Here is an 18,356-nt window from a genome sequence, read left to right as displayed (position 1 = left end):
GCGAAGATCCTGAAGTCCGGGCTTCCGGGCCGGGCCTGTGCAGAGGGGGCAGGCAGGCCGGGCCGCACGGGCTGGGGGTCTGTGGTGCGGGGGGCCTGTGTCGCACGGCATGGCAGGGGGCAGGCAGGGGGCCGGGCCTCTGGGGCAATCCTCTGCCGTGATCTCTGGGGCCGGGCTGTGCTGGGGCTGTGCTGTGCTGGGGCAGGCTGGGGGCTGTGGTGCCGGGGGGGCTGTGGTGCTGGGGCCTGTGGTGCAGAGGGGCCGGGCTGTGCCTGTGCGTCTGTGGTGCTGTGCCCCTGTGGTGCTGTGCCCCTGTGGTGCTGGGGGGCTGCGATCATGGGGGCCTGTGGTGCTGTGCCCCCTGTGGGTTGCCCCCTGTGCAGGGGCGCTCGGGTCCTTCCCCACGCTGGGGAGCGTCCGGGGGGTGCGCGGAGCCCCGGTTCCTCAGAGTTTTTAGGAAATGTCAGCATTGCTTACTTAAATCCCCTGTGTGGGTAATTTTTTACCTGTGTGGGTAATCCGAGAAGCATTTTTTCCGTTCTGGGGGTTGAGAAGGGGTGAGCAGGGGTGAGTAACCCCCCTTACTCAGCTTTTTTGGCCTTTTTTCAAGAGGTTATATCGCACTGAGTAGGGTGAGCAGGGGTAAAGGTATAAAACAATAGGAATCTGAGAATCCGAGAAAAATGGCGGATTCCCGTCGATTTGCCCCCAAAATCGGCTCTGTGGGGAATCTGGCACTTTGGCGTCCGCGAAGTTGGTTTGGGCCTACTCAGCTACTCACCCCCGCTCAAGCCATATAAATAAGGGGTTTGAGGGTGAGCAGGGGTCTCTGATCCCTACTCAGCCCCAGAACGAAAAAAGCGGCCCCCTGAGAGAGCCGCTTTACCTGTGTGGGTAATCTTTACCTGTGTGGGGATTCCTCAGATCAGGTATCCCTTGATGGATTTGCCCGTGATGAAAGTCGCGATGATCTCCCTGCAACGCCTCTGAGCGGCCCGATCATGGCGCGGGTTGTGCTGACCGTCATCCCGGAAATACCTCTCGGTGTAAGAAGTCCTCGCGATCTCGCTCATGTGCTTGGGCTTCAAGATCATGCGGGGGTTGCGCTTCTTCTCGTCCCTGATCCAGACGCCTTGGTATCCCCGGTTGAACATCACTTCCGTTCCGCCCGCAGTCGTCCAGACACCGTAGGGCAGCATGTCGAGGGACAAGGGATCGAACTCGGCCTTTTCGACCGTCACCCCCTCGGCACATTCGTCAACAGATAGTATCTTCATAGCAGTGCCTCTCCATCGTTATCATCGGCAACTTGGGTGGACCCGGATTCGTGGGCCTGCGCCGGTTCGCATACGCGGAAACCGCGCGCTCTTTCGTCGAGAGTAGCGTCGGGCCGGATCAGCCATGTGCGCTGCCTCCCGCCAATACGGATGCGCCCATACTCCCACCCCTTTGCCGTGAGGGCAGTCGTGACGCGCTCCCAGAACTGATCGGTCTGGGCGTTGCTGGGGACGTTTCCATGCAAGCCGAAAGCCTCCCGGAACGCCTCTTGCTGGTGGAAGGCCACCCGGCAGACCGTGGATTCGAGGCTGACGCCCTTGTAGGTCTCGTCGAGCATGTGCTTCTCGTCGATGTCGTTGAGGGCCACGAAGGATTGCAGCGGCATCTGGTCGTCGATCCAGTCCTCGACCTGTTCCAGCCAGTTCTCCCACGGCTCACGCTTCCGGGCGCGCTCTTGCAGGGTCTTGGCGATCTCTGCGGCCTTCCCGGTGACAAAGAGCGGCAGATCGGGGGCGTTGCCCGCCTTCTCTCGCATCTCGACGTAGGCCCGGTAGGCGAGCGCCCAGAGGCGGGTGCGAGCCCGCATGATGCCCACCGTGTCCACATAGGAACTGTCACAGGGGCAAGGCCAGAAGCGGCGACCTCCGGTCGTGTCGCGGAGATACTTGGTATCGTTGGTCGTGCCCCAGAGGACGAACTGGCGGGGAAGTTCTGTTGGTGCCCGACCGTAGGACTTCCGAACATCGTCATGCTGCCGCGACATGAACGCCTTGATGTCGTTCGCCTCGCCCTTGTGCAGCGAGGACAGTTCCGGGAGTTCCCCGCACCACATGCCGCCTGTCTGCTCCGCGATCTCTTGGCGGTTACTCAGGTTCGCGTCGATCTCGCCGAAGTAATGCTCTCCATAGAGGCGCTTGATGCCTGTGGACTTCCCGATACCCTGATCGCCTTCGAGGATCAGAGCGAAGTCGAACTTGCAGCCGGGCTCGAACACCCGCGCGACCGAGGCGATCATCATCAACCGGGAAATCTGCCGGGTGTAGGCGTTGTCCTCGGCCCCGAAGTAGTCGATCAGGATCGTGTCGATGTCCTCTTCGTCCTCGGGATGATCCTCGTTGCATTGCAGCAGGAACTCCCGGACAGGGTGGAACTGATTCGTCCGCGCCGCCAGTTCGACGCCCTGCCGGACCTTATCCATCGCCACTTCCAGTTCGTAGCCGCCCTTCGAGGTCGGGGCCGAGATGATCGCCCGGATCACGGTCTCGTGGTAGTCCTGCCAGCGGTCGCCGTTCACCCTGTCCTTGCACTTGAAGTCCGGGATCAGCTTGGTCTTGGTCTTGATGTCGTCGGTGATGACCACATCGTCGGAGAACTCGTTGTAAGCGATCTTCCGCCAGAGCCGGGGATCGTTCATGCAGATCGTGCCGATGTTGTGGGTCGTGGCCCGGATCAGGCCGTCATCGGTCAGGGTCAGTTCCTTGGCAATCCACTTCGACGGAGGCTTCTCGGCCTGCCGCCTGCGGTGGTGCCTCCCGACACGCTGCTTGCCGACGCTCTCGGATGGCGCACCGAGCAGGTCGTCGATCTCGGCTTCCTCGTCCTCGTCGATCTCTTCGTCGTCGGCCTGATACTCGACATCATCGTCGGTCAGCATGGCGTCGAGATCGTAGCGGCTCTCGGCCTGCGCGACCTTGTAGTGAGCGTCCGACCGGAGGAAGTCGATCATGGCCTTGGAGGACGGCAGCTTCGAGACCGGGGTATCCGATTCGGCGTCCTTGTCCTCGTTTCCGAAGAGATGCAGCCGGACCAGATCGTAGGCGTTGACAAGCTGCTCCTGCACCGGGTCCGAGCCGTGGTGCGAGTAGACGAAGAGATCATCGTAGACCACGGCCCCGTTCGAGGTGGTGCCGCCGAGATAGGTCATCCGGGAGATCGCGCCCTGCGCCCACTCGACCGGCTCGTAGACATCGGCGAGGATGCCGGGCTCTCCGTCCTTCCCTGTCACCAGTTCGGTGATGGTGTAGGCGCGGCAGAAGTCGCCGACCGGGCCGCTCTTGGAAAGAGGGTCCTCTGCCTTCTCGGCAGCCTGACGCAGTTCGTCCTCGCCCTGTGCGCGGGGCAGATTGCCGATGTCGGAGGCCGACCCGTTGGTCATCTCCCACGTCTCGATGATCTCTTCGTGATCGAGCAGATCGCCGCTCTGCTCGTAGTAGATGTAATGCTTCTCCATGTCCTTCGAGACAGTCGGCATATACATCATTTGAGCAGGCCGGAACGAGACCTTATCGACCCATTCCATGTTGGGGTCGGCAAGCTGGGCCGTGATCCGGCTGGCAGCCTGATAGCGGTCGCGGCTGACCTTCCCGGCGAGGAAGATGATAAGCCGCAGCCTCGGGTTCTCGGGAGTGTGGGAACGGGTGCTGTGGGCTATCATCTCATAGCCCCGGAGGATGTCGCCGCCCTTGAGCAGTTCAACGAACTCGGGGGTCGCGTAGTCGATGTCGAGGGTGATGATCTGGGAGGGCAGGATCGAGTTGCGGTTGCGGTTCTTGCCCTTCTCGACCGGGCCGCGCATCATCCATCCGGCAGAGCCTTTTAGGGTGCGCTGACGCTTGTCCGAGGCCGCTTTATACTCCCGATACTTCTCCGGGGTGACGTGCGGTTCGCGGAAGCGGTCCTTGAATTTCTTGAATGTTTCTGTGGTGTTACGAGAACGCCCAAGGTTGTCGCCTGAGCCGAGGCTGAAGCTGATCTCTTTAAGGTCATCCGACACCGGCGTTCTCCTTGTAAAGCTTCGCCAAGCCCCAAGCGAAAGACGCAACGGGTTTGGTGAAGCGGGTACTTATTCTTGAGGACGATCAGGTGGCCAAAATTTCGCCTATGTGGCGATCTGCCTACGCATCACGATCCTGCGAACAAACTAGGCAACTGCCACTTTGTTTTGGGTATGATCACTATTTTTGTGCCCGGTATGCAGTGCAGCTTTGTAGTCGTATTGCCGACTAGGTCGCCGCAGAACTCGGCACCTCAGTTCCTGCGGGGGCGCTCAGTTCGAGTTCAAGCGAAAATTCATTCTTGCTCTGCGAATACGCCAGACCACCAAGTACCGAGCGAAAATACGCCCCTGATTGGAAAGCTTCCCTGCGCTTGGTCGCCTCGAGTTCCGACAACTCGCGGGCCGCGTCGAGATCGAGCCCCGATACCAAAAAATGCTCGAGGCGCGCGACCTTCAATACGTAGATTACGTTTTCCATCAAGCACTCGTCCGCAAGGCAATCGCAAACCAAAGGCAATTCTTCCGCTGTTTCCATTTCCATCGTTTTACCTCCCGCTACTGCGCAACAGTTGTCAAAGCGGCTTGCGCCCGGTCGTTGATGAAACACTCCAACCACGTTTCGGGCAAAGCCGCTGCACGCGTGGAGAGCTTCAGGAAAGGCGGGAACGCTCCGTCCGCGATCATTGCGTAGACCTGCGAACGGCTGAGGCCAGTACGTTCGAACACCTCTTCCGGCCGCAGCAAGCGTCCACCCGGCGAACAGTCTTTCCACGGTGCTTCGGAATTCGTCTGGATATTCATTGATCGTCTCCATTCTTCTTTAGACAGTTTCGACTGCCCACGGACGTACGTGGAGAACTTTCAACAGTTTAGGAAAAGCTGGAGTCAGAACGGAAGCGAGGTTTTCCCTAACCGGCTTCCTCGAGATCAAGCATAACAGTGAACAATTGACGGTGCGATGCCCATGACGGTTGCGAGGGCCCCGCGTAACCCTGTTTGCCCAGTGGGCCCGGTCCACTGCCGGGCATATGCCCTAGCGCCTTACGAAGCCCGACGCGAATAGCATCGCGCTCCCGGACGATCCACGGGTTCTGCAGTCCGCCCGCTTTCACCCGGGCCCGGCCCGCCGATGCCTCGATATCAGCGGAATCCCGCGCGACTATGATCACGGCTTCCGCGAACTTGACGATCGGGGCGCTCTTATCTTTCGCGTCGTGCCATACCGTGATCTCTGCCGCGAAAGCTGCTGCGAATAAACCAATTGCGCGCGGGTAAAACTCTGCCAAGGCGTTCGAACGGGTTTGGCCTTTCATCGACCTCAACTCCGCATCCGTGTTCTTGATCCACAGCGTCACCGCAGCCCGCCATTCTGCCGGCGGTTTCGGTGGGAAAAGAGCAAACGCGGGCAGCTGGTCGGCAAGATCTTGGTAAGTTTCGAACGCGCGCTTCAACCGTTCGAGTTCCCGGCGCGCGCCCCGCGGATCGCGAGACAAGGAGAGAACTGTGACCTCGTTCAAGAGACGATCGAGCGCCGCGCGCAAACCATCGAGTTGAACGCTGTCTTTCAAGGGAACGCCGGTCGCATCAACGATCCGCGAAACAGCCTCGAACGACACGCCCGACTGCCGTGGAAAACCGTCCTCGCTTTTTCCGGTCCCGGATGTCACGGCTTGACCTGTTCGCGGTAGAGGTCCAGTTCGTCCGCCCACCATTGTGCCATCTCCACACGCTCGTCCCAGTGCTCGCCCCGCGCGTAGGCCCGGCGCACGTCGTTACCTTCGACGTGGGCAAGGGCCCGTTCGATCGCGTCGGGGTTCCACTTGCCGGACTCGTTGGCCAGCGTCGAGAACGTCGCCCGGAACCCGTGCGCCGTGACCTTGTCCTTGTCGAAGCCCATGCGCCGAATGGCCTGGTTGAAGGTGTTCTCAGACACCGGCTTCTTCCAGTTGCGCGTCGACGGGAACAGCAGGTCGCTCTTTTGCCGGAACCGTTCCAGCTCGCGCAACCACGCGACCGCTTGGCTCGGTAGCGGGACGCGGTGCGGGCGCCGCATCTTCATGCGCTCTGCCGGGATCCGCCACGTGGCCTCGTCGAGGTCGAATTCGTCCCAGCAGGCGAGACGCAATTCGCCGGGGCGCTGCGCGAGGAGAGCGAGGAGTTGCAGGGCAATCGCCGTTTTCGGCTCCCCGGAATAGCCGTCGATGGCCAGCATCATTTCCCCGATCTCGCGCTTGTCCGTCAGGGCTGAGCGGTGCTTCTTCCGTGGGCTGATCAACGCACCCTTCAGGGCCTGCGTCGGGTCCGTCGTGGCCCGCCCCGTGGCAATCGCGTAGCGCAGGATCGCGCCGATGGTCGAACGAAGCCGACCCGCGGTTTCGAACTTGCCCTCGGCCTCGACAACCCGGAGGCAGGCGAGGATGTCCTGAGTCTCGATCTCCTTCACTTCCATGTCGCCGAGGCGCGCCTCGGCCAGCGACACGATCCACTCCAGTTTCTTGAGGGTCTGCGGGGCTCGACCCTCGCGTTTCAGCTTGTCGAGGTACTCCTTGGCCAAGTCGGAAAACGAGATACCTTTTTCGAGGAACTCTTGCCGTTTCCTGCGCTTGCGTTCGGCCGCGGGATCATACCCCTCGACGAGCAAAAGACGCGCATCGTCGCGCTTTTCCCGTGCGAGCTTGAGACCTACGAGCGGGTAGCTGCCCAGCGCCAGCAGTTTCTCTTTCCCGTTGAACCGGTACTTGAAGCGCCAAAGCCTTGATCCCGTTGGGTTTACCAGCAGGTATAGCCCGTGCGAGTCGCTTGCCTTGTAGGGCTTCTCGCGGGACTTGAGGTTGCGGATGGCGACATCGGAAAGGGGCACTGGCAAAAACCGGAATCGAATTAACGGTACCCTGCAATATACCCCCTACTTTCGCGGCTGTCACGGGTTTTGGCTGGACACCACTGGACTCGGAATCCAAGGATTACAATCACTTGGACGTTCCTGCACGTTGCTGGACTTTGAAGTGGTGCCCGGGGGCGGAATCGAACCACCGACACGAGGATTTTCAATCCACTGCTCTACCCCTGAGCTACCCGGGCACGGGCGCCACCTTGGCGGCGGCTGGGTGAGCGGGTTTTAGGAGGTCGGGGGGAGAGTGTCCAGAGGGATTATGCCCGGTTTTCGGCGTGAACAGGCGAAGGTCGACCCGGTCGCGGATCAGGGTGGAAACGATGGGCCTCGCACATGGTGAGCGGGACACGGGCCGCGGCGGACAGCGCGATGACCAAGATCGCAGGCGTGTCAGTGCCGATCCGTGCCAATCGCACAAAATCCGGTCATTTCCCGACCCGGCGACGGCTGATCTCGACAGCCGCGGACAAATGGTTGTTTGGCGCGCGGCTGCGGATATGCTGTTGGAATGTCCAGCACTCCCCAGTTCTACAACGAGATGAAGCGGTCGGACGGGTCGGTTCGGGCGCCTTACGACGCCTACAGTGATTGGTTCGGCCAGCAGGACGCGGCGCGACTCGACGCCAAGGCGCGTGAGGCCGAGGCGTTCTTCCGGCGCACCGGCATCACCTTCAACGTCTACGGCCAGGCCGAGGCGCAGGAACGGCTGATCCCGTTCGATCTGGTTCCGCGCATCCTGTCGCACCGAGAGTGGTCGCGCCTGTCGCGGGGTATCGAACAGCGGGTGCGCGCGATCAACGCCTTCCTGCTCGACATCTACAACCGGCAGGAAATCCTGCGCGCCGGACGCATCCCGCAGCAGCTCGTGTCCGATAACGCGGCCTTCCTGCCGCAGATGATCGGGTTCCGCCCACCGGGCGACGTCTACACCCATATCGTCGGCACCGACATCGTGCGCACCGGCGAAAACGATTTCTTCGTGCTCGAGGACAATGCCCGCACGCCCTCAGGCGTCTCCTACATGCTGGAGAACCGCGAGACGATGCTGCAAATGTTTCCCGAGCTTTTCTCGAAGATCCGCGTGCAACCGGTCTCGGACTACCCCAAGAACCTGCGCCGGTCGCTCGCGGCCTGTGCGCCCGCAGCCTGCGACGGCAAGCCGACAGTCGCGGTGCTGACGCCGGGCATCTTCAACTCGGCCTATTTCGAGCATTCCTTTCTCGCCGACCAGATGGGTGCGGAACTGGTCGAAGGCCATGACCTGCGGGTGGTCGACGGGCGCATCGCCATGCGCACGACGCAGGGGTACAAGGTCATCGACGTGCTCTACCGGCGCATCGACGACGATTTTCTCGACCCGATGTCGTTCAATCCCGACAGCATGCTGGGCGTGCCCGGGATCATGGATGTCTATCGCGCGGGCGGCATCACGCTCGCCAACGCGCCGGGGGCGGGGATTGCCGACGACAAGGCGATCTATTCCTACATGCCCGACATCGTGGAGTTCTACACCGGCGAGAAGGCGATCCTGCGCAACGTCGAGACCCATCGCTGCGCCGAACCCGAGACCCTGAAGTACGTGCTCGACAACCTCGACAAGCTGGTCGTGAAAGAGGTGCACGGATCGGGCGGCTACGGGATGCTCGTGGGCCCTGCCGCCTCGAAGAAGGAAATCACGGCCTTCCGCAAGAAGCTCGAGGCGCGGCCGGCGAATTACATCGCCCAGCCGACGCTGTCGCTGTCGACGGTGCCGATCTTCGTCGACAGGGGGCTGGCGCCGCGCCATGTCGACCTGCGCCCTTACGTACTGGTATCGCCAGAGGGCGTGAGGATCACGCCGGGCGGGCTGACACGCGTGGCCCTGACCGAAGGCTCGCTGGTCGTCAATTCAAGCCAAGGCGGCGGGACCAAGGACACATGGGTGCTGGAGGACTGACATGCTGGGAAAAACGGCAGGCGGCCTCTACTGGATGTTCCGGTTCCTCGAGCGCGGTGAGAACCTCGCCCGTCTTATGGAAGCCGGGTCGCGGATGGCGCTGACACGGTCGACCAGTTCCAGCTCCGAATGGGAATCCGTCGTGACGACGGCCGGTGCAAAGGCCGGATACTCGGCCAAGTACGACGCCTATGTCGACAGCCATGTCATCGACTACCTGCTGCGCGACGCCGACAACCCGTCGAGCGTCATCTCGGTGACCAAGGCCGCGCGCGACAACGCGCGGCTGGTGCGCACGGCGCTGACCCGCGAGGTCTGGGAGGCGGTCAACGAAAGCTGGATGGCGATGCAGGACTTGCTGCGCGAACCGGTGACGCAGGTCGAGCTGCCGGCGACGCTTTCCGTGATCCGTCAGCAGAGCGCACTGGTGCGCGGCACGCTCTACGGTACGATGCTGCGCAACGACATCTACGATTTCTCGCGGCTCGGCACCTTCATCGAGCGCGCCGACAACACGGCGCGCATCATCGACGTGAAGTACTACACGCTGTTGCCGACGGCGAGTTCGGTCGGGTCCTCGCTCGACAACGTGCAGTGGGAAATGATCTTGCGGTCTGTCTCCGCGCATCGCTCGTTCCGCTGGCTCGACGAACAGGACATGACGGCGACAGCGATCGCCGAGTTCCTGATCTTCGACAAGCGCCTGCCGCGTTCGCTGGCGTTCTGCGCCAAGCAGGTGATGGAAAATCTCGGCTACCTCGAGGCCGAATACGGACAACGCCACGCCTGTCACGACATGGCCGAGGACATGCGCCGCCGGCTCAAGGCGCTCGGCATCCGTGATGTCTTCGACCAGGGCCTGCACGCGTTTATCACCGGCTTCATTCGGGACAACAACGCGCTCGGCTCGCAGATCGAAGCCGACTACAGGTTCAACGGGTAGGGACAGGATGCTTCTCCATATCAGCCACACGACGCGCTACGCCTATGACAGGCCCGTGGACTACGCGCTTCAGCAGGTGCGCCTGACGCCGCCGACGACGCCGCAGCAGCGGGTCCTGTCCTGGGACATCACGGTCGAAGGTGGCAAGGTCGAGACCTCGTATAGCGATCATCACCAGACCCGGGTTCACCTGCTGTCGGTCACCCCCGGCGGCACCGGCGTTGCCATCAACGCCGCGGGGCAGGTCGAGACACATGACACCTCGGGCGTTCTGGGACAGGCCACCGGGGCGGCACCGTTGTGGTACTTCCTCAAAACGACACCGCTGACCGAACCCGGGGACCGCGTCGCGGCGCTGGCGGAAGATGTTCGGGGAAGTCCGGATCTTCTGGGAGCGCTGCACGGGCTCTCCGCCGCGATCCTCGCCGCCGTGCCTTACAAGATCGGCGACACCTACGCGGCAACCACGGCCGAAGCCGCGCTCGCGGGCGGCAGCGGGGTCTGCCAGGATCACGCGCAGATTTTCGTGGCAGCCGCCCGCGCCGCCGGCTGCCCGGCGCGGTATGTCAGCGGTTACCTGATGATGGACGACCGCGTCGATCAGGACGCAAGCCATGCCTGGGCCGAAGCCCATGTCGACGGGCTGGGCTGGGTCGGGTTCGACATTTCCAACGGCATCAGCCCGGACGAACGATACGTCCGGATCGCCTCGGGTCTCGATTACCGCGAGGCGGCGCCGATTTCCGGTCTCAGGCTGGGCGATGCCGAGGAATCGATGATTGTCTCCGTTCAAGTACAGCAGTAATGCAGGCGAGGCGCCGACAACGCGCCGTTTTCCGGGATTGATTCGATGACCTATTGCGTCGGCCTGCGCCTTAATCAGGGTCTTGTCTTCATGTCGGACACCCGCACCAACGCCGGTGTCGACAACTTTTCGAAGACCCGAAAGATGTTCAGCTGGACCGTGCCGGGCGAACGTCTCATCACGCTGATGACCGCCGGCAACCTCGCCACGACACAGGCGCTGGTCGGGCTGATCGAGCAGCGCGACCGCAGCGCGGACAACCGCGATCCCGAGATCCTGCACGCGCAGTCGATGTTCCAGGTCGCGCGCATGGTCGGGTCGATCCTGAAGGAGGTGATCGCGGGCTCTGCGACGACGGGTCAGACCGGCGATGCGGCTTTCCAGGCCACGGTGATCGTCGGCGGACAGATCAAGGGTGGCCCGCCGACGATGTTCCTGATCTACCCCGAAGGCAACTTCATCGAGGTGACCGAGGAGACACCGTTCTTTCAGATCGGCGAAGCGAAATACGGCAAGCCCATCCTCGTGCGGGCCTACGATCCGGACATGCCGTTCGAGGAGGCCGTGAAACTGCTGCTGGTCTCGTTCGATTCGACCGTCCGTGCCAACTTGTCGGTCGGGCCGCCCTTCGATCTCATGGTCTGCGAAAACGACCGCTTCGCGCCGCACGCCGAACGCCGGATCGAAGAGGATGACCCGGTCTATCGCAGCATCTCGTCAGGCTGGGGTGACGCGCTGAAAGCGGCCTTCGACCAGCTGCCGACCTTCCGGATCTGAACCCCGGCAGAGTGTCAGGCGTCGCCGGGATCGCTGCGCCTGGGATCCAGCGCCGCCTCCATCGCGGCCTCGACCTCGTCGGCATCATCCGGGTTCTGCGATGGCACCGCGTAGCTGCCGTCGAGCCACTTGGCGAGGTCGACATCGGCACAGCGCTTGCTGCAGAACGGCCGCAGCTTGCGGTTCCCGGGCTTGCCGCAGATCGGGCAGCTCATGGCAGGAGTGCCGACAGCGGCGCACGCGCGCGCTTTCGTTGCAATTCGTAATGCCCCAGCGGCGTCCAGCCGACGAGGTTGGTCTCGATCTCATCGCGACGAAAGGCGGCACGCAGCGCGCTTTCGAAGGTCCGGCGGTCTTTCTTCGGCATCGGCGCGAGGTCGAGCACGATCTGCCCACCGAGCCCGCGCAGCCGCAACGCGCGCGGCAGCAGTTTCGCGCAGGCCATGTTGGCCTTGATCCCCGCCGCCAGCGAAGCATCCGATCCCGTGTTCACGTCGATCGCGACCAGCGCCCGGGTCGGCTCCACGAACATCGAGGCACCGCCCCCCAGCCGGACCTCGGACCCGCGCAGTTCGTCGAGCGTGTCGAGCACGCCGTGGCTTTCGAAGCCGCCGGGCTCCGTCACCACGTCAGCGGGGGCGGTCCAGTCGCGCCATGCCAGAACATGCGGGCCGTCGCCTTCGGCCAAGGTTTCCGGGCCGCGGCCCTCGTCCGTCATGACCTTCGCGGCAAGGTCCATCATCGCGGCGATGTCCTCGGCGATGGCGTCGGCATCCGCCGCCTCGCAGCTCGACCGGAGGATCAGCCCGTAGGGTTCGTCCTGCAGCACCTCGTCGGCAATCTCCAGAAGCCGGTCGCGTTCGGCATCATCGCGGATCTGGCGCGACAGGTTGCGCCCGGGCGCCTCCGGCGTGACGATGGCATAACGGCTCTTGAACAGCAGCCGGTCGGTGACCGGAATGGCCTTGCCCGGCTCGGCGTAGCCCGTGACCTGCACCAGAACTTCCTGCCCAGGTTTCAATCCTTTGACCTGCCGCAGAAAGGCCGAGCCGTCCGGCGTGCGGAAGAACATGCCGCCCTGTCCTTTGACCGGCTTGTCAGCGACCGCGCGGTAGACCGTACCGGGACGCGGCGCGTCGGCCTCGACCAGCAGGTCGTCAAGCTCGCCGTCGACGATCAACGCGGCCGCCTCGCGCGCGCCAAGATGATCCAGAACGATGCTGCGCCCCTTCATGCCGCCACCTTCCACAAGGGCCAACCCGCGGATTGCAAGATGGCCGCGGTTTCCGCCAGCGGCAGGCCGACAATGGCGGTGAACGACCCCGAGATCCACGGGATGAAGGCGCCGGCCGGGCCCTGGATGCCGTAGGCCCCGGCCTTGCCCTGCCAGTCCCCGCTGGCGATGTAGGCCGAAAGCTCTTCCTCGGTGATCCGTTTCATGCGCACCGTGCTGACGACATCGCGTTCCCAGACTTGCGCACCACGCTTGACTGCGACCGCCGTGATCACCCGGTGACGCCGGCCCGACATCAGGCGCAGGAAAGCCCGCGCCTCATCCGCATCGGCAGGCTTGCCCAGGATGCGACGGCCAAGCGCCACCGTGGTATCGGCACAGAGCACGATATCATCATCCCCGGCCGCAACCGCCGCCGCCTTCTCGCGCGCCATGCGCGCGCAGTATGGCCGGGGCAGTTCGCCTTTTTCGGGGGTTTCGTCGATGTCCGGAGCTTGGATCGCGTCAGGGATCACGCCGATCTGCGCCAGCAGATCCCTGCGCCGCGGCGAACCCGAGCCGAGAATGAACTTCATCTGCCAGCTCCGCCGCAAAGGCCAGGCCGCGCGGGCCCGGCGACTGTCACTTGAACCGGTAGTTGATCCGGCCCTTGGTCAGGTCATAGGGGGTCATTTCGACCTGGACCCGGTCGCCCGCCAGAACGCGGATGCGGTTCTTGCGCATCTTGCCCGCCGTATGCGCGATGATCTCATGGCCGTTCTCGAGCTCGACCCGGAATGTCGCATTCGGCAGGAGTTCCTTCACGACGCCGGGGAATTCGAGAATGTCTTCCTTGGCCATGGTGTCTCCTTGCATGCCGCGCCCGCCGATCGGACGCGCACGCTTAAATGCGCTCAAACCGCGCGCTTTTCAAGGGCAATCAACGCAGGGTGACGTGCTCGGGCGTTCCGTCGCATCCCGATTGTTCGTCCCAGTGAGCACGGTTGCGCACCACGCCACTTTTGCGCACGGCCGCCACTGCGTCCAGATCGACCTCGGCGTAGGTCCAGCCCGGTTTGCCAATGGGTCCCACCGCCAGAACACCGTCCGACGGAAAGCCGGTGTCGGGCGGTCCAAAGATGCCACCCGCGCCGACCGTGACATCAACCGCCTCGGACCAGCGCGCCTCGCCAACGGTCGAGGACATCACGGTCACGCATTGCGCCTCGAGCGCCCGGGCCATCGCGCCGATGCGCACGCGCCAATAGCCGGCCAGCGCCTCGGTGCAGGACGGCACGAGGATGATGTCGCAGTCCTTCAGGGCCCGGGCCAGCAGCGGGTATTCGCAATCATAGCAGATCAGCACGCCAATCCGGCCCAGCGCCGTGTCGAAGACCCTGAGCGGACCGCCCCCGATCACCTTCCAGTCGTCACGTTCGAACATGGTCATGATCTGCTTGTCCTGAACACCGCTCTGTCCCGACGGTGCGAAAAAGCGCGCGCGGTTCACGGGCCGGGTCTCGGTCGCAGCGGGACCCGAGGCCGCGAGGATGTGGACGCCATGCTCGCGGGCCAGCCGCGCATGCAAGTCGTCCGCCGCGTCGAGCCGGTCCGACACCGCGTGCAGCGACGCTTCGAGATCGCGCGCCACGTCGGCACCTGCGAGCGTCGCAAGCTCCATCGCGCCGTATTCGGGGAACACCAGCAGCTCGGCGCCCTCCTGCGCCGCCTCGGCCACCCAGCTTGTCAGCTTTTCCGCGTACTGCTCCCAGGTTTCCAGGAAATCCAGCGGGTAGGCGGCGGCAGCGATCTTCATAGGCGTCTCCGGGGTCTTCGATGTGCGCGTGTCATGCCTTTGCCCGGGCCGCGATGCAACCCGCGCACGCGCGGGACCATAGCCCGAACCAGCCTGAACCTATCCGTTCGAGTGGGGGGATAGCCCGGAGTTTCCCTCCACTAGCCGCCCGGGCCCGCGCGCCGACCGCCCTGCATCGCGTAAAAGATGCCCGGTGTTTCAGTGTTTGCGAGGTTTCACAGATGAAAGTTTCCCGTCCCAGCCCCCGCCGCCGCATCCGCCATACCGTGGCCGGACTTGTCAGCGCCGCAGTGATCGTCGGATCCGGAACCACCGCTTCGGCTGTGCCGCTGAACTTCGAGGATCTCGTTGGCCGCGCCACCGGCTACACGGTCATCGGGCGGTCGGACGTTGCACGCAGCACGACCGCGAAATTCACCAACGTCGCCACCGACAGTGGCCGCACCGTGGACGCTCGCATCGTGGCGACCGTCAAGGCGGAAACCGATTTCGGAGAGGTCGGAAACTCGGGTCGGCACGGCGATCCGGGGTTCATTCCCGACTACCGCCCGTCCGGCACACGCGACGGCGGCGATCTGGGCATCTTCTACTACGGCAATGGAATCAATTCGACCGAGAACGGCGTGAGGCTCGGTTTCGAGTTCTTCGACGGCACCGGCGCCCAGTCCGGGACTTTTTCCAATGCCATCGAGGTGTCGGAACTGAACTTCGCCATCTATGACGTCGACGGCGAATCGCGCGCCAAGGGCGGATGGTCGGACCAGTCGGAATTTTTCCGGGCATTCGTGTCCGACGGCCTGCAAAGCTACCAGCTGGGCAACACGCCGCAGGCACTGACGGCCGAGCAGGAGGGCGATGTGATCACCTTCCGCGGGCCGAACAAGAATTTCTCCGAAAGCGACGCCACCGGCGCGGTGATCCTGAAATATGCGAACGTCAGCAGCTTCGATCTCGATTTCGGCTCGGTCCAGAGCTACGGCACGGTCCAGAACGCGGTTTTTTCCGCCTTCGACGGAGACCTCAGCCTTGTCGATCTGAGAAATTTTCGAGATCCGATGACACCCCAGGCCGTTCCGGGTCCGCTGTCGCTGCCGCTGCTGGCGGCCGGTGTCGGGTTGCTCGGTTTTCTGCGCAGGCGCAACCGGACGTGATCGGCATCTTTCAAAAACCGGAAGGAGGCGGCGGACGGACCCCTTGAAACCTGCCGGTATCCCGGTGACTGTTCGATTTGTCGAAATGAGTTGACGGGAGTGCCATGCTCACCAAGGGCGTCACGCTGCGCGGCCTCGAGGTGTTCGAGGCGCTCGCCTCATCGGGATCGGTCGCACAGGCTTCGGCGCGGACTGGGCTGTCGCAACCGGCCGTGTCCCAGCAGCTGCGCAATCTCGAACAGGCGCTCGGCACCGACCTCGTGGATCACGCACGTCGCCCGATGAGCCTGACGCCGGCGGGAGAAGGCTTTCTCGTACGCGCAAAGGCCGCCCTGTCGCAGCTGCGCCTTGCGCAGACCGAGCTCACGGTCGTCGATCTTGCGCATCTCAGTGCGCTCAGCATCGGGATCATCGACGATTTCGACGACAACCTGACCCCGCGCCTTGCCACGATCCTCGCCGACAGCATGTCGCGTTGCCGCTTCAAGATGATCACGGCCTCCAGCAACGAGCTTCTCGCGGCGATGGACGAGCAGCGCCTGCATCTCGCGATTTCGGCCAGCACCGGCCAGGTGATCGACGGCGTACTCGAATACCCGCTCGCACGCGATCCCTTCATCCTCGTGGTTCCCCGCAGCGCGGTCGTGACCGAAGAGACGATGCGCGATCCCGCCGGGCTGCCCTTCCTGCGCTATGAACGCGAACAGCTCATCAGCCGCCAGATCGAGGCGCATCTCGCGCGCGAGAAGATCGTTCTGCCCGACCGTTTCGAGATCGGCAGCCACCTGGCACTCATGGCGATGGTGGCGCGCGGCATCGGCTGGGCGATCACGACGCCTTTGGGCTACATGCGCGCGGCACGATTCCACGACCAGATGGAGGCGCATCCTCTGCCGTCCGGAGGATTCTCGCGGCAGATCTCGCTCTTTGCCGGCGCCGACCGGACGGGCGAGGTCGCGGATACGATCGCCCGAACGATGCGCGGGCTGATCCAGTCGCATATGGTGGACCCGGCGCTGGCCCGACTTCCCCGTCTGGCGGGCGAGCTGAAGGTTCTGGAGGGCTAAGCTTGGGCAAAATCGTGATCCTGACGGGCGCTGGCATTTCCGCCGAAAGCGGGCTCGGGACGTTCCGGGCCGAGGACGGGCTATGGGCACAGCACCGGGTCGAGGATGTGGCGACCCCCGAAGGGTTCGCGCGGGATCCGAAACTGGTGGTCGATTTCTACAATGCCCGACGTGCGCAATCGGCGGCGGCGGAACCCAATGCCGGTCACGAAGCGCTGGCCCGGCTCGAAACCTACCACCCGGACGAGGTGATCGTCGTCACGCAAAACGTCGACGACCTGCACGAGCGGGCGGGAACGCGGAACCTCATCCACATGCATGGGGCGCTCTCGGGCGCGCTCTGCCATGCCTGCGATCACCGCTGGCCGGCGCCGATGGTCATGGCTCCGGGCGATCCCTGCCCGTCCTGCCGGCGCGGCACGGCACGGCCCGACATCGTCTGGTTCGGCGAGATGCCCTACCAGATGGACGAGATCTTCGATCACCTGGCAAGCTGCGAGATCTTTGCCTCTGTTGGCACGTCGGGGAACGTCTATCCCGCCGCGGGGTTCGTCGCGGAGGCGCGCCGCATGGGCGCGCGTACGATCGAGTTCAATCTCGAACGTTCTCTCGTCGGCGATCTCTTCGAGGATGTACGCCTCGGCCCCGCAACCGGAACCCTTCCGGCCTGGGTCGACGAAGTTCTCAGCCGAACCGCCTAGCGGTCGAGATCGACCGGAACCTCGACGGTGACGTCGCCGGCCATCTCGAAGCTCAGCGTGACGCTGATGCTGGCGCCATCCACCAGCGGTTCGGTCAGGCCCATCAGCATGACGTGATCCCCGCCGCGCTCGAGCGTGTGTGCGCCACCGGCCGGGATCACGATTCCGTCCTCGACCTCGACCATCGACATGACCCCGTCGGCGTTCTGCACATGGGTGTGCAGTTCGGCACGCATCGACGCGCTGGTCTGGGCCGCGATCAGCCGGTCCGCGGTCTCCGACCCGTTCTCGATCACCATGAAGACCGCCCCGACCGGCGCATCGGGCCGCGAGCTGCGTGCATAGGCGTCGCTCACGACAATGTCCGCCTGTGCCAGGCCCGCCGGAAGGCAGAGTGCGGTCGAAATCAGGAAGGGTTTGAGGAATTGCATCGGATCACCTGTACTCAGTTCGCGGCCCCGGGCCGCTGCGCCGCCCGTCCTAGCCTCGGGCCCGCGGACATGCATCGCGCCAAAACGACACACCCCGCCCGGGGACCGGACGGGGTTTCAAACGTCTCCGCAAAGGCCGGCGGCTCAGCTGAGCGCGTCTGCCTCGCTGCCCGACTTGGCGATGGCCTTCTTGACCTTCAGTGCCGCCGGCGACAGGTCGCTGTCCTTGGCCTTGGCCAGGAACTTGTCCAGCCCGCCGCGGTGGTCGACCGAACGCAGCGCCGATGCCGAAATACGGAACTTGAACGCGCGGCCCAGCGCTTCGGACTGCAGCGAAACGTCGTTCAGGTTCGGCAGGAACCGGCGACGGGTCTTGTTGTTGGCATGGCTGACGTTATTGCCAGTCATCGGGCCTTTACCGGTCAATTCGCAAACGCGCGACATGATCTTTTCCTCTTTTCAACGATCGCTCCCGGCGGTCCGGAAAACGACAAAAGGGGCGGCCGTCCGGCAGCGCCCCGGAATTTCGTTCGCTGGCTTTAGTGGAAATCGCCCCCACGGTCAACCCG

At 63.6% G+C, this 18,356-nt stretch carries 20 protein-coding genes and 1 tRNA gene; 7 read left to right on the top strand and 14 right to left on the bottom strand.

Features of this window, described 5'->3' with window-relative positions:
* Positions 1–920: 920 nt before the first annotated feature.
* From R5H30_RS14210 to R5H30_RS14180, 7 genes are all read right to left on the bottom strand, one after another.
* Positions 921–1,277 (bottom strand): hypothetical protein, encoded by a 357-nt coding sequence (locus R5H30_RS14210; RefSeq protein WP_318329118.1) that lies wholly within the window; start codon positions 1,275–1,277, stop codon positions 921–923.
* Positions 1,274–4,051 (bottom strand): virulence-associated E family protein, encoded by a 2,778-nt coding sequence (locus R5H30_RS14205; protein WP_318329117.1) that lies wholly within the window; start codon positions 4,049–4,051, stop codon positions 1,274–1,276. The genes R5H30_RS14210 and R5H30_RS14205 overlap by 4 nt, the downstream gene beginning before the upstream one ends.
* Before the next feature lie 229 nt (positions 4,052–4,280).
* Positions 4,281–4,595, bottom strand: coding sequence for a hypothetical protein (locus tag R5H30_RS14200; RefSeq protein WP_318329116.1), 315 nt, complete (start codon positions 4,593–4,595; stop codon positions 4,281–4,283).
* Between the two features lie 14 nt (positions 4,596–4,609).
* Positions 4,610–4,855: a helix-turn-helix transcriptional regulator gene (locus tag R5H30_RS14195; RefSeq protein WP_318329115.1), complete on the bottom strand. Its 246-nt coding sequence runs from the start codon at positions 4,853–4,855 to the stop codon at positions 4,610–4,612.
* 107 nt (positions 4,856–4,962) lie between these two features.
* Positions 4,963–5,721, bottom strand: coding sequence for a hypothetical protein (locus R5H30_RS14190; protein WP_318329114.1), 759 nt, complete (start codon positions 5,719–5,721; stop codon positions 4,963–4,965).
* Positions 5,718–6,914, bottom strand: a complete 1,197-nt coding sequence (locus tag R5H30_RS14185) for a tyrosine-type recombinase/integrase (protein WP_318329113.1) — start codon at positions 6,912–6,914, stop codon at positions 5,718–5,720. Before R5H30_RS14185 ends, R5H30_RS14190 begins: the two co-directional genes overlap by 4 nt.
* 146 nt (positions 6,915–7,060) lie before the next feature.
* A tRNA-Phe gene (locus R5H30_RS14180) sits at positions 7,061–7,135 on the bottom strand.
* A gap of 320 nt (positions 7,136–7,455) precedes the next feature.
* On the opposite strand from R5H30_RS14180, the gene R5H30_RS14175 reads away from it, so the two are divergent.
* From R5H30_RS14175 to R5H30_RS14160, 4 genes are read left to right on the top strand one after another with little or no spacing between them, the layout of a single operon-like run.
* A complete protein-coding gene (locus R5H30_RS14175; RefSeq protein WP_318329112.1) occupies positions 7,456–8,883 on the top strand; it encodes a circularly permuted type 2 ATP-grasp protein in 1,428 nt (475 codons plus the stop codon).
* 1 nt (position 8,884) lies between these two features.
* Complete coding sequence (locus R5H30_RS14170; RefSeq protein WP_318329111.1) at positions 8,885–9,826, top strand: alpha-E domain-containing protein; 942 nt, start codon at positions 8,885–8,887, stop codon at positions 9,824–9,826.
* Between the two features lie 7 nt (positions 9,827–9,833).
* Entirely contained in the window at positions 9,834–10,631 is a 798-nt protein-coding gene (locus tag R5H30_RS14165; RefSeq protein WP_318329109.1) for a transglutaminase family protein, read from the top strand.
* A gap of 45 nt (positions 10,632–10,676) precedes the next feature.
* Positions 10,677–11,408: a proteasome-type protease gene (locus tag R5H30_RS14160; protein ID WP_318329108.1), complete on the top strand. Its 732-nt coding sequence runs from the start codon at positions 10,677–10,679 to the stop codon at positions 11,406–11,408.
* 14 nt (positions 11,409–11,422) lie between these two features.
* Here the strand turns inward: R5H30_RS14160 and R5H30_RS14155 are convergent, their stop codons facing one another.
* The 5 genes from R5H30_RS14155 to R5H30_RS14135 all read right to left on the bottom strand — a co-directional run bounded on the left by R5H30_RS14155 (position 11,423) and on the right by R5H30_RS14135 (position 14,437).
* Positions 11,423–11,623, bottom strand: a complete 201-nt coding sequence (locus R5H30_RS14155) for a DNA gyrase inhibitor YacG (protein WP_318329107.1) — start codon at positions 11,621–11,623, stop codon at positions 11,423–11,425.
* On the bottom strand, positions 11,620–12,642 hold the full coding sequence (locus R5H30_RS14150) for a ribonuclease E/G (RefSeq protein WP_318329106.1): 1,023 nt from the start codon (positions 12,640–12,642) through the stop codon (positions 11,620–11,622). Before R5H30_RS14150 ends, R5H30_RS14155 begins: the two co-directional genes overlap by 4 nt.
* Positions 12,639–13,217 (bottom strand): Maf family protein, encoded by a 579-nt coding sequence (locus R5H30_RS14145; RefSeq protein ID WP_318329105.1) that lies wholly within the window; start codon positions 13,215–13,217, stop codon positions 12,639–12,641. Before R5H30_RS14145 ends, R5H30_RS14150 begins: the two co-directional genes overlap by 4 nt.
* Before the next feature lie 46 nt (positions 13,218–13,263).
* Positions 13,264–13,482, bottom strand: a complete 219-nt coding sequence (infA, locus tag R5H30_RS14140) for a translation initiation factor IF-1 (protein ID WP_007792573.1) — start codon at positions 13,480–13,482, stop codon at positions 13,264–13,266.
* Between the two features lie 79 nt (positions 13,483–13,561).
* On the bottom strand, positions 13,562–14,437 hold the full coding sequence (locus tag R5H30_RS14135; RefSeq protein ID WP_318329104.1) for a carbon-nitrogen hydrolase family protein: 876 nt from the start codon (positions 14,435–14,437) through the stop codon (positions 13,562–13,564).
* Positions 14,438–14,658: 221 nt separating this feature from the next.
* Here R5H30_RS14135 and R5H30_RS14130 point away from each other — a divergent pair, with 221 nt between their 5' ends.
* From R5H30_RS14130 to R5H30_RS14120, 3 genes are all read left to right on the top strand, one after another.
* Positions 14,659–15,588 (top strand): hypothetical protein, encoded by a 930-nt coding sequence (locus R5H30_RS14130; RefSeq protein ID WP_318329103.1) that lies wholly within the window; start codon positions 14,659–14,661, stop codon positions 15,586–15,588.
* Positions 15,589–15,692: 104 nt separating this feature from the next.
* Positions 15,693–16,655, top strand: coding sequence for a LysR family transcriptional regulator (locus tag R5H30_RS14125; protein WP_318329102.1), 963 nt, complete (start codon positions 15,693–15,695; stop codon positions 16,653–16,655).
* 2 nt (positions 16,656–16,657) lie between these two features.
* Positions 16,658–17,356: an NAD-dependent deacylase gene (locus R5H30_RS14120; protein ID WP_318329100.1), complete on the top strand. Its 699-nt coding sequence runs from the start codon at positions 16,658–16,660 to the stop codon at positions 17,354–17,356.
* On the opposite strand, the gene R5H30_RS14115 is transcribed toward R5H30_RS14120, so the two are convergent.
* A complete protein-coding gene (locus R5H30_RS14115) occupies positions 17,353–17,787 on the bottom strand; it encodes a copper chaperone PCu(A)C (RefSeq protein ID WP_318329099.1) in 435 nt (144 codons plus the stop codon). The two genes, R5H30_RS14120 and R5H30_RS14115, sit on opposite strands and share 4 nt — an antisense overlap.
* A 144-nt stretch (positions 17,788–17,931) precedes the next feature.
* Positions 17,932–18,231, bottom strand: a complete 300-nt coding sequence (gene rpmB, locus R5H30_RS14110; RefSeq protein WP_318329098.1) for a 50S ribosomal protein L28 — start codon at positions 18,229–18,231, stop codon at positions 17,932–17,934.
* Positions 18,232–18,356 lie beyond the last annotated feature (125 nt).

The sequence above is a fragment of the Roseobacter sp. FCG-D35 genome (assembly GCF_033436665.1).
Lineage (GTDB): Bacteria > Pseudomonadota > Alphaproteobacteria > Rhodobacterales > Rhodobacteraceae > JAWQFO01.
This window is presented reverse-complemented; position numbering and strand designations above follow the sequence as displayed.

Bases quoted from the DNA above. Each gene is read 5' to 3' on its own strand.
- R5H30_RS14210 (WP_318329118.1), bottom strand. From the start codon at position 1,277: ATGAAGATACTATCTGTTGACGAATGTGCCGAGGGGGTGACGGTCGAA.
- R5H30_RS14155 (WP_318329107.1), bottom strand. From the start codon at position 11,623: ATGAGCTGCCCGATCTGCGGCAAGCCCGGGAACCGCAAGCTGCGGCCG.
- R5H30_RS14200 (WP_318329116.1), bottom strand. From the start codon at position 4,595: ATGGAAATGGAAACAGCGGAAGAATTGCCTTTGGTTTGCGATTGCCTT.
- R5H30_RS14130 (WP_318329103.1), top strand. From the start codon at position 14,659: ATGAAAGTTTCCCGTCCCAGCCCCCGCCGCCGCATCCGCCATACCGTG.
- R5H30_RS14195 (WP_318329115.1), bottom strand. From the start codon at position 4,855: ATGAATATCCAGACGAATTCCGAAGCACCGTGGAAAGACTGTTCGCCG.
- rpmB (WP_318329098.1), bottom strand. From the start codon at position 18,231: ATGTCGCGCGTTTGCGAATTGACCGGTAAAGGCCCGATGACTGGCAAT.
- R5H30_RS14160 (WP_318329108.1), top strand. From the start codon at position 10,677: ATGACCTATTGCGTCGGCCTGCGCCTTAATCAGGGTCTTGTCTTCATG.
- R5H30_RS14175 (WP_318329112.1), top strand. From the start codon at position 7,456: ATGTCCAGCACTCCCCAGTTCTACAACGAGATGAAGCGGTCGGACGGG.
- infA (WP_007792573.1), bottom strand. From the start codon at position 13,482: ATGGCCAAGGAAGACATTCTCGAATTCCCCGGCGTCGTGAAGGAACTC.
- R5H30_RS14115 (WP_318329099.1), bottom strand. From the start codon at position 17,787: ATGCAATTCCTCAAACCCTTCCTGATTTCGACCGCACTCTGCCTTCCG.
- R5H30_RS14145 (WP_318329105.1), bottom strand. From the start codon at position 13,217: ATGAAGTTCATTCTCGGCTCGGGTTCGCCGCGGCGCAGGGATCTGCTG.
- R5H30_RS14125 (WP_318329102.1), top strand. From the start codon at position 15,693: ATGCTCACCAAGGGCGTCACGCTGCGCGGCCTCGAGGTGTTCGAGGCG.
- R5H30_RS14135 (WP_318329104.1), bottom strand. From the start codon at position 14,437: ATGAAGATCGCTGCCGCCGCCTACCCGCTGGATTTCCTGGAAACCTGG.
- R5H30_RS14165 (WP_318329109.1), top strand. From the start codon at position 9,834: ATGCTTCTCCATATCAGCCACACGACGCGCTACGCCTATGACAGGCCC.
- R5H30_RS14150 (WP_318329106.1), bottom strand. From the start codon at position 12,642: ATGAAGGGGCGCAGCATCGTTCTGGATCATCTTGGCGCGCGCGAGGCG.
- R5H30_RS14170 (WP_318329111.1), top strand. From the start codon at position 8,885: ATGCTGGGAAAAACGGCAGGCGGCCTCTACTGGATGTTCCGGTTCCTC.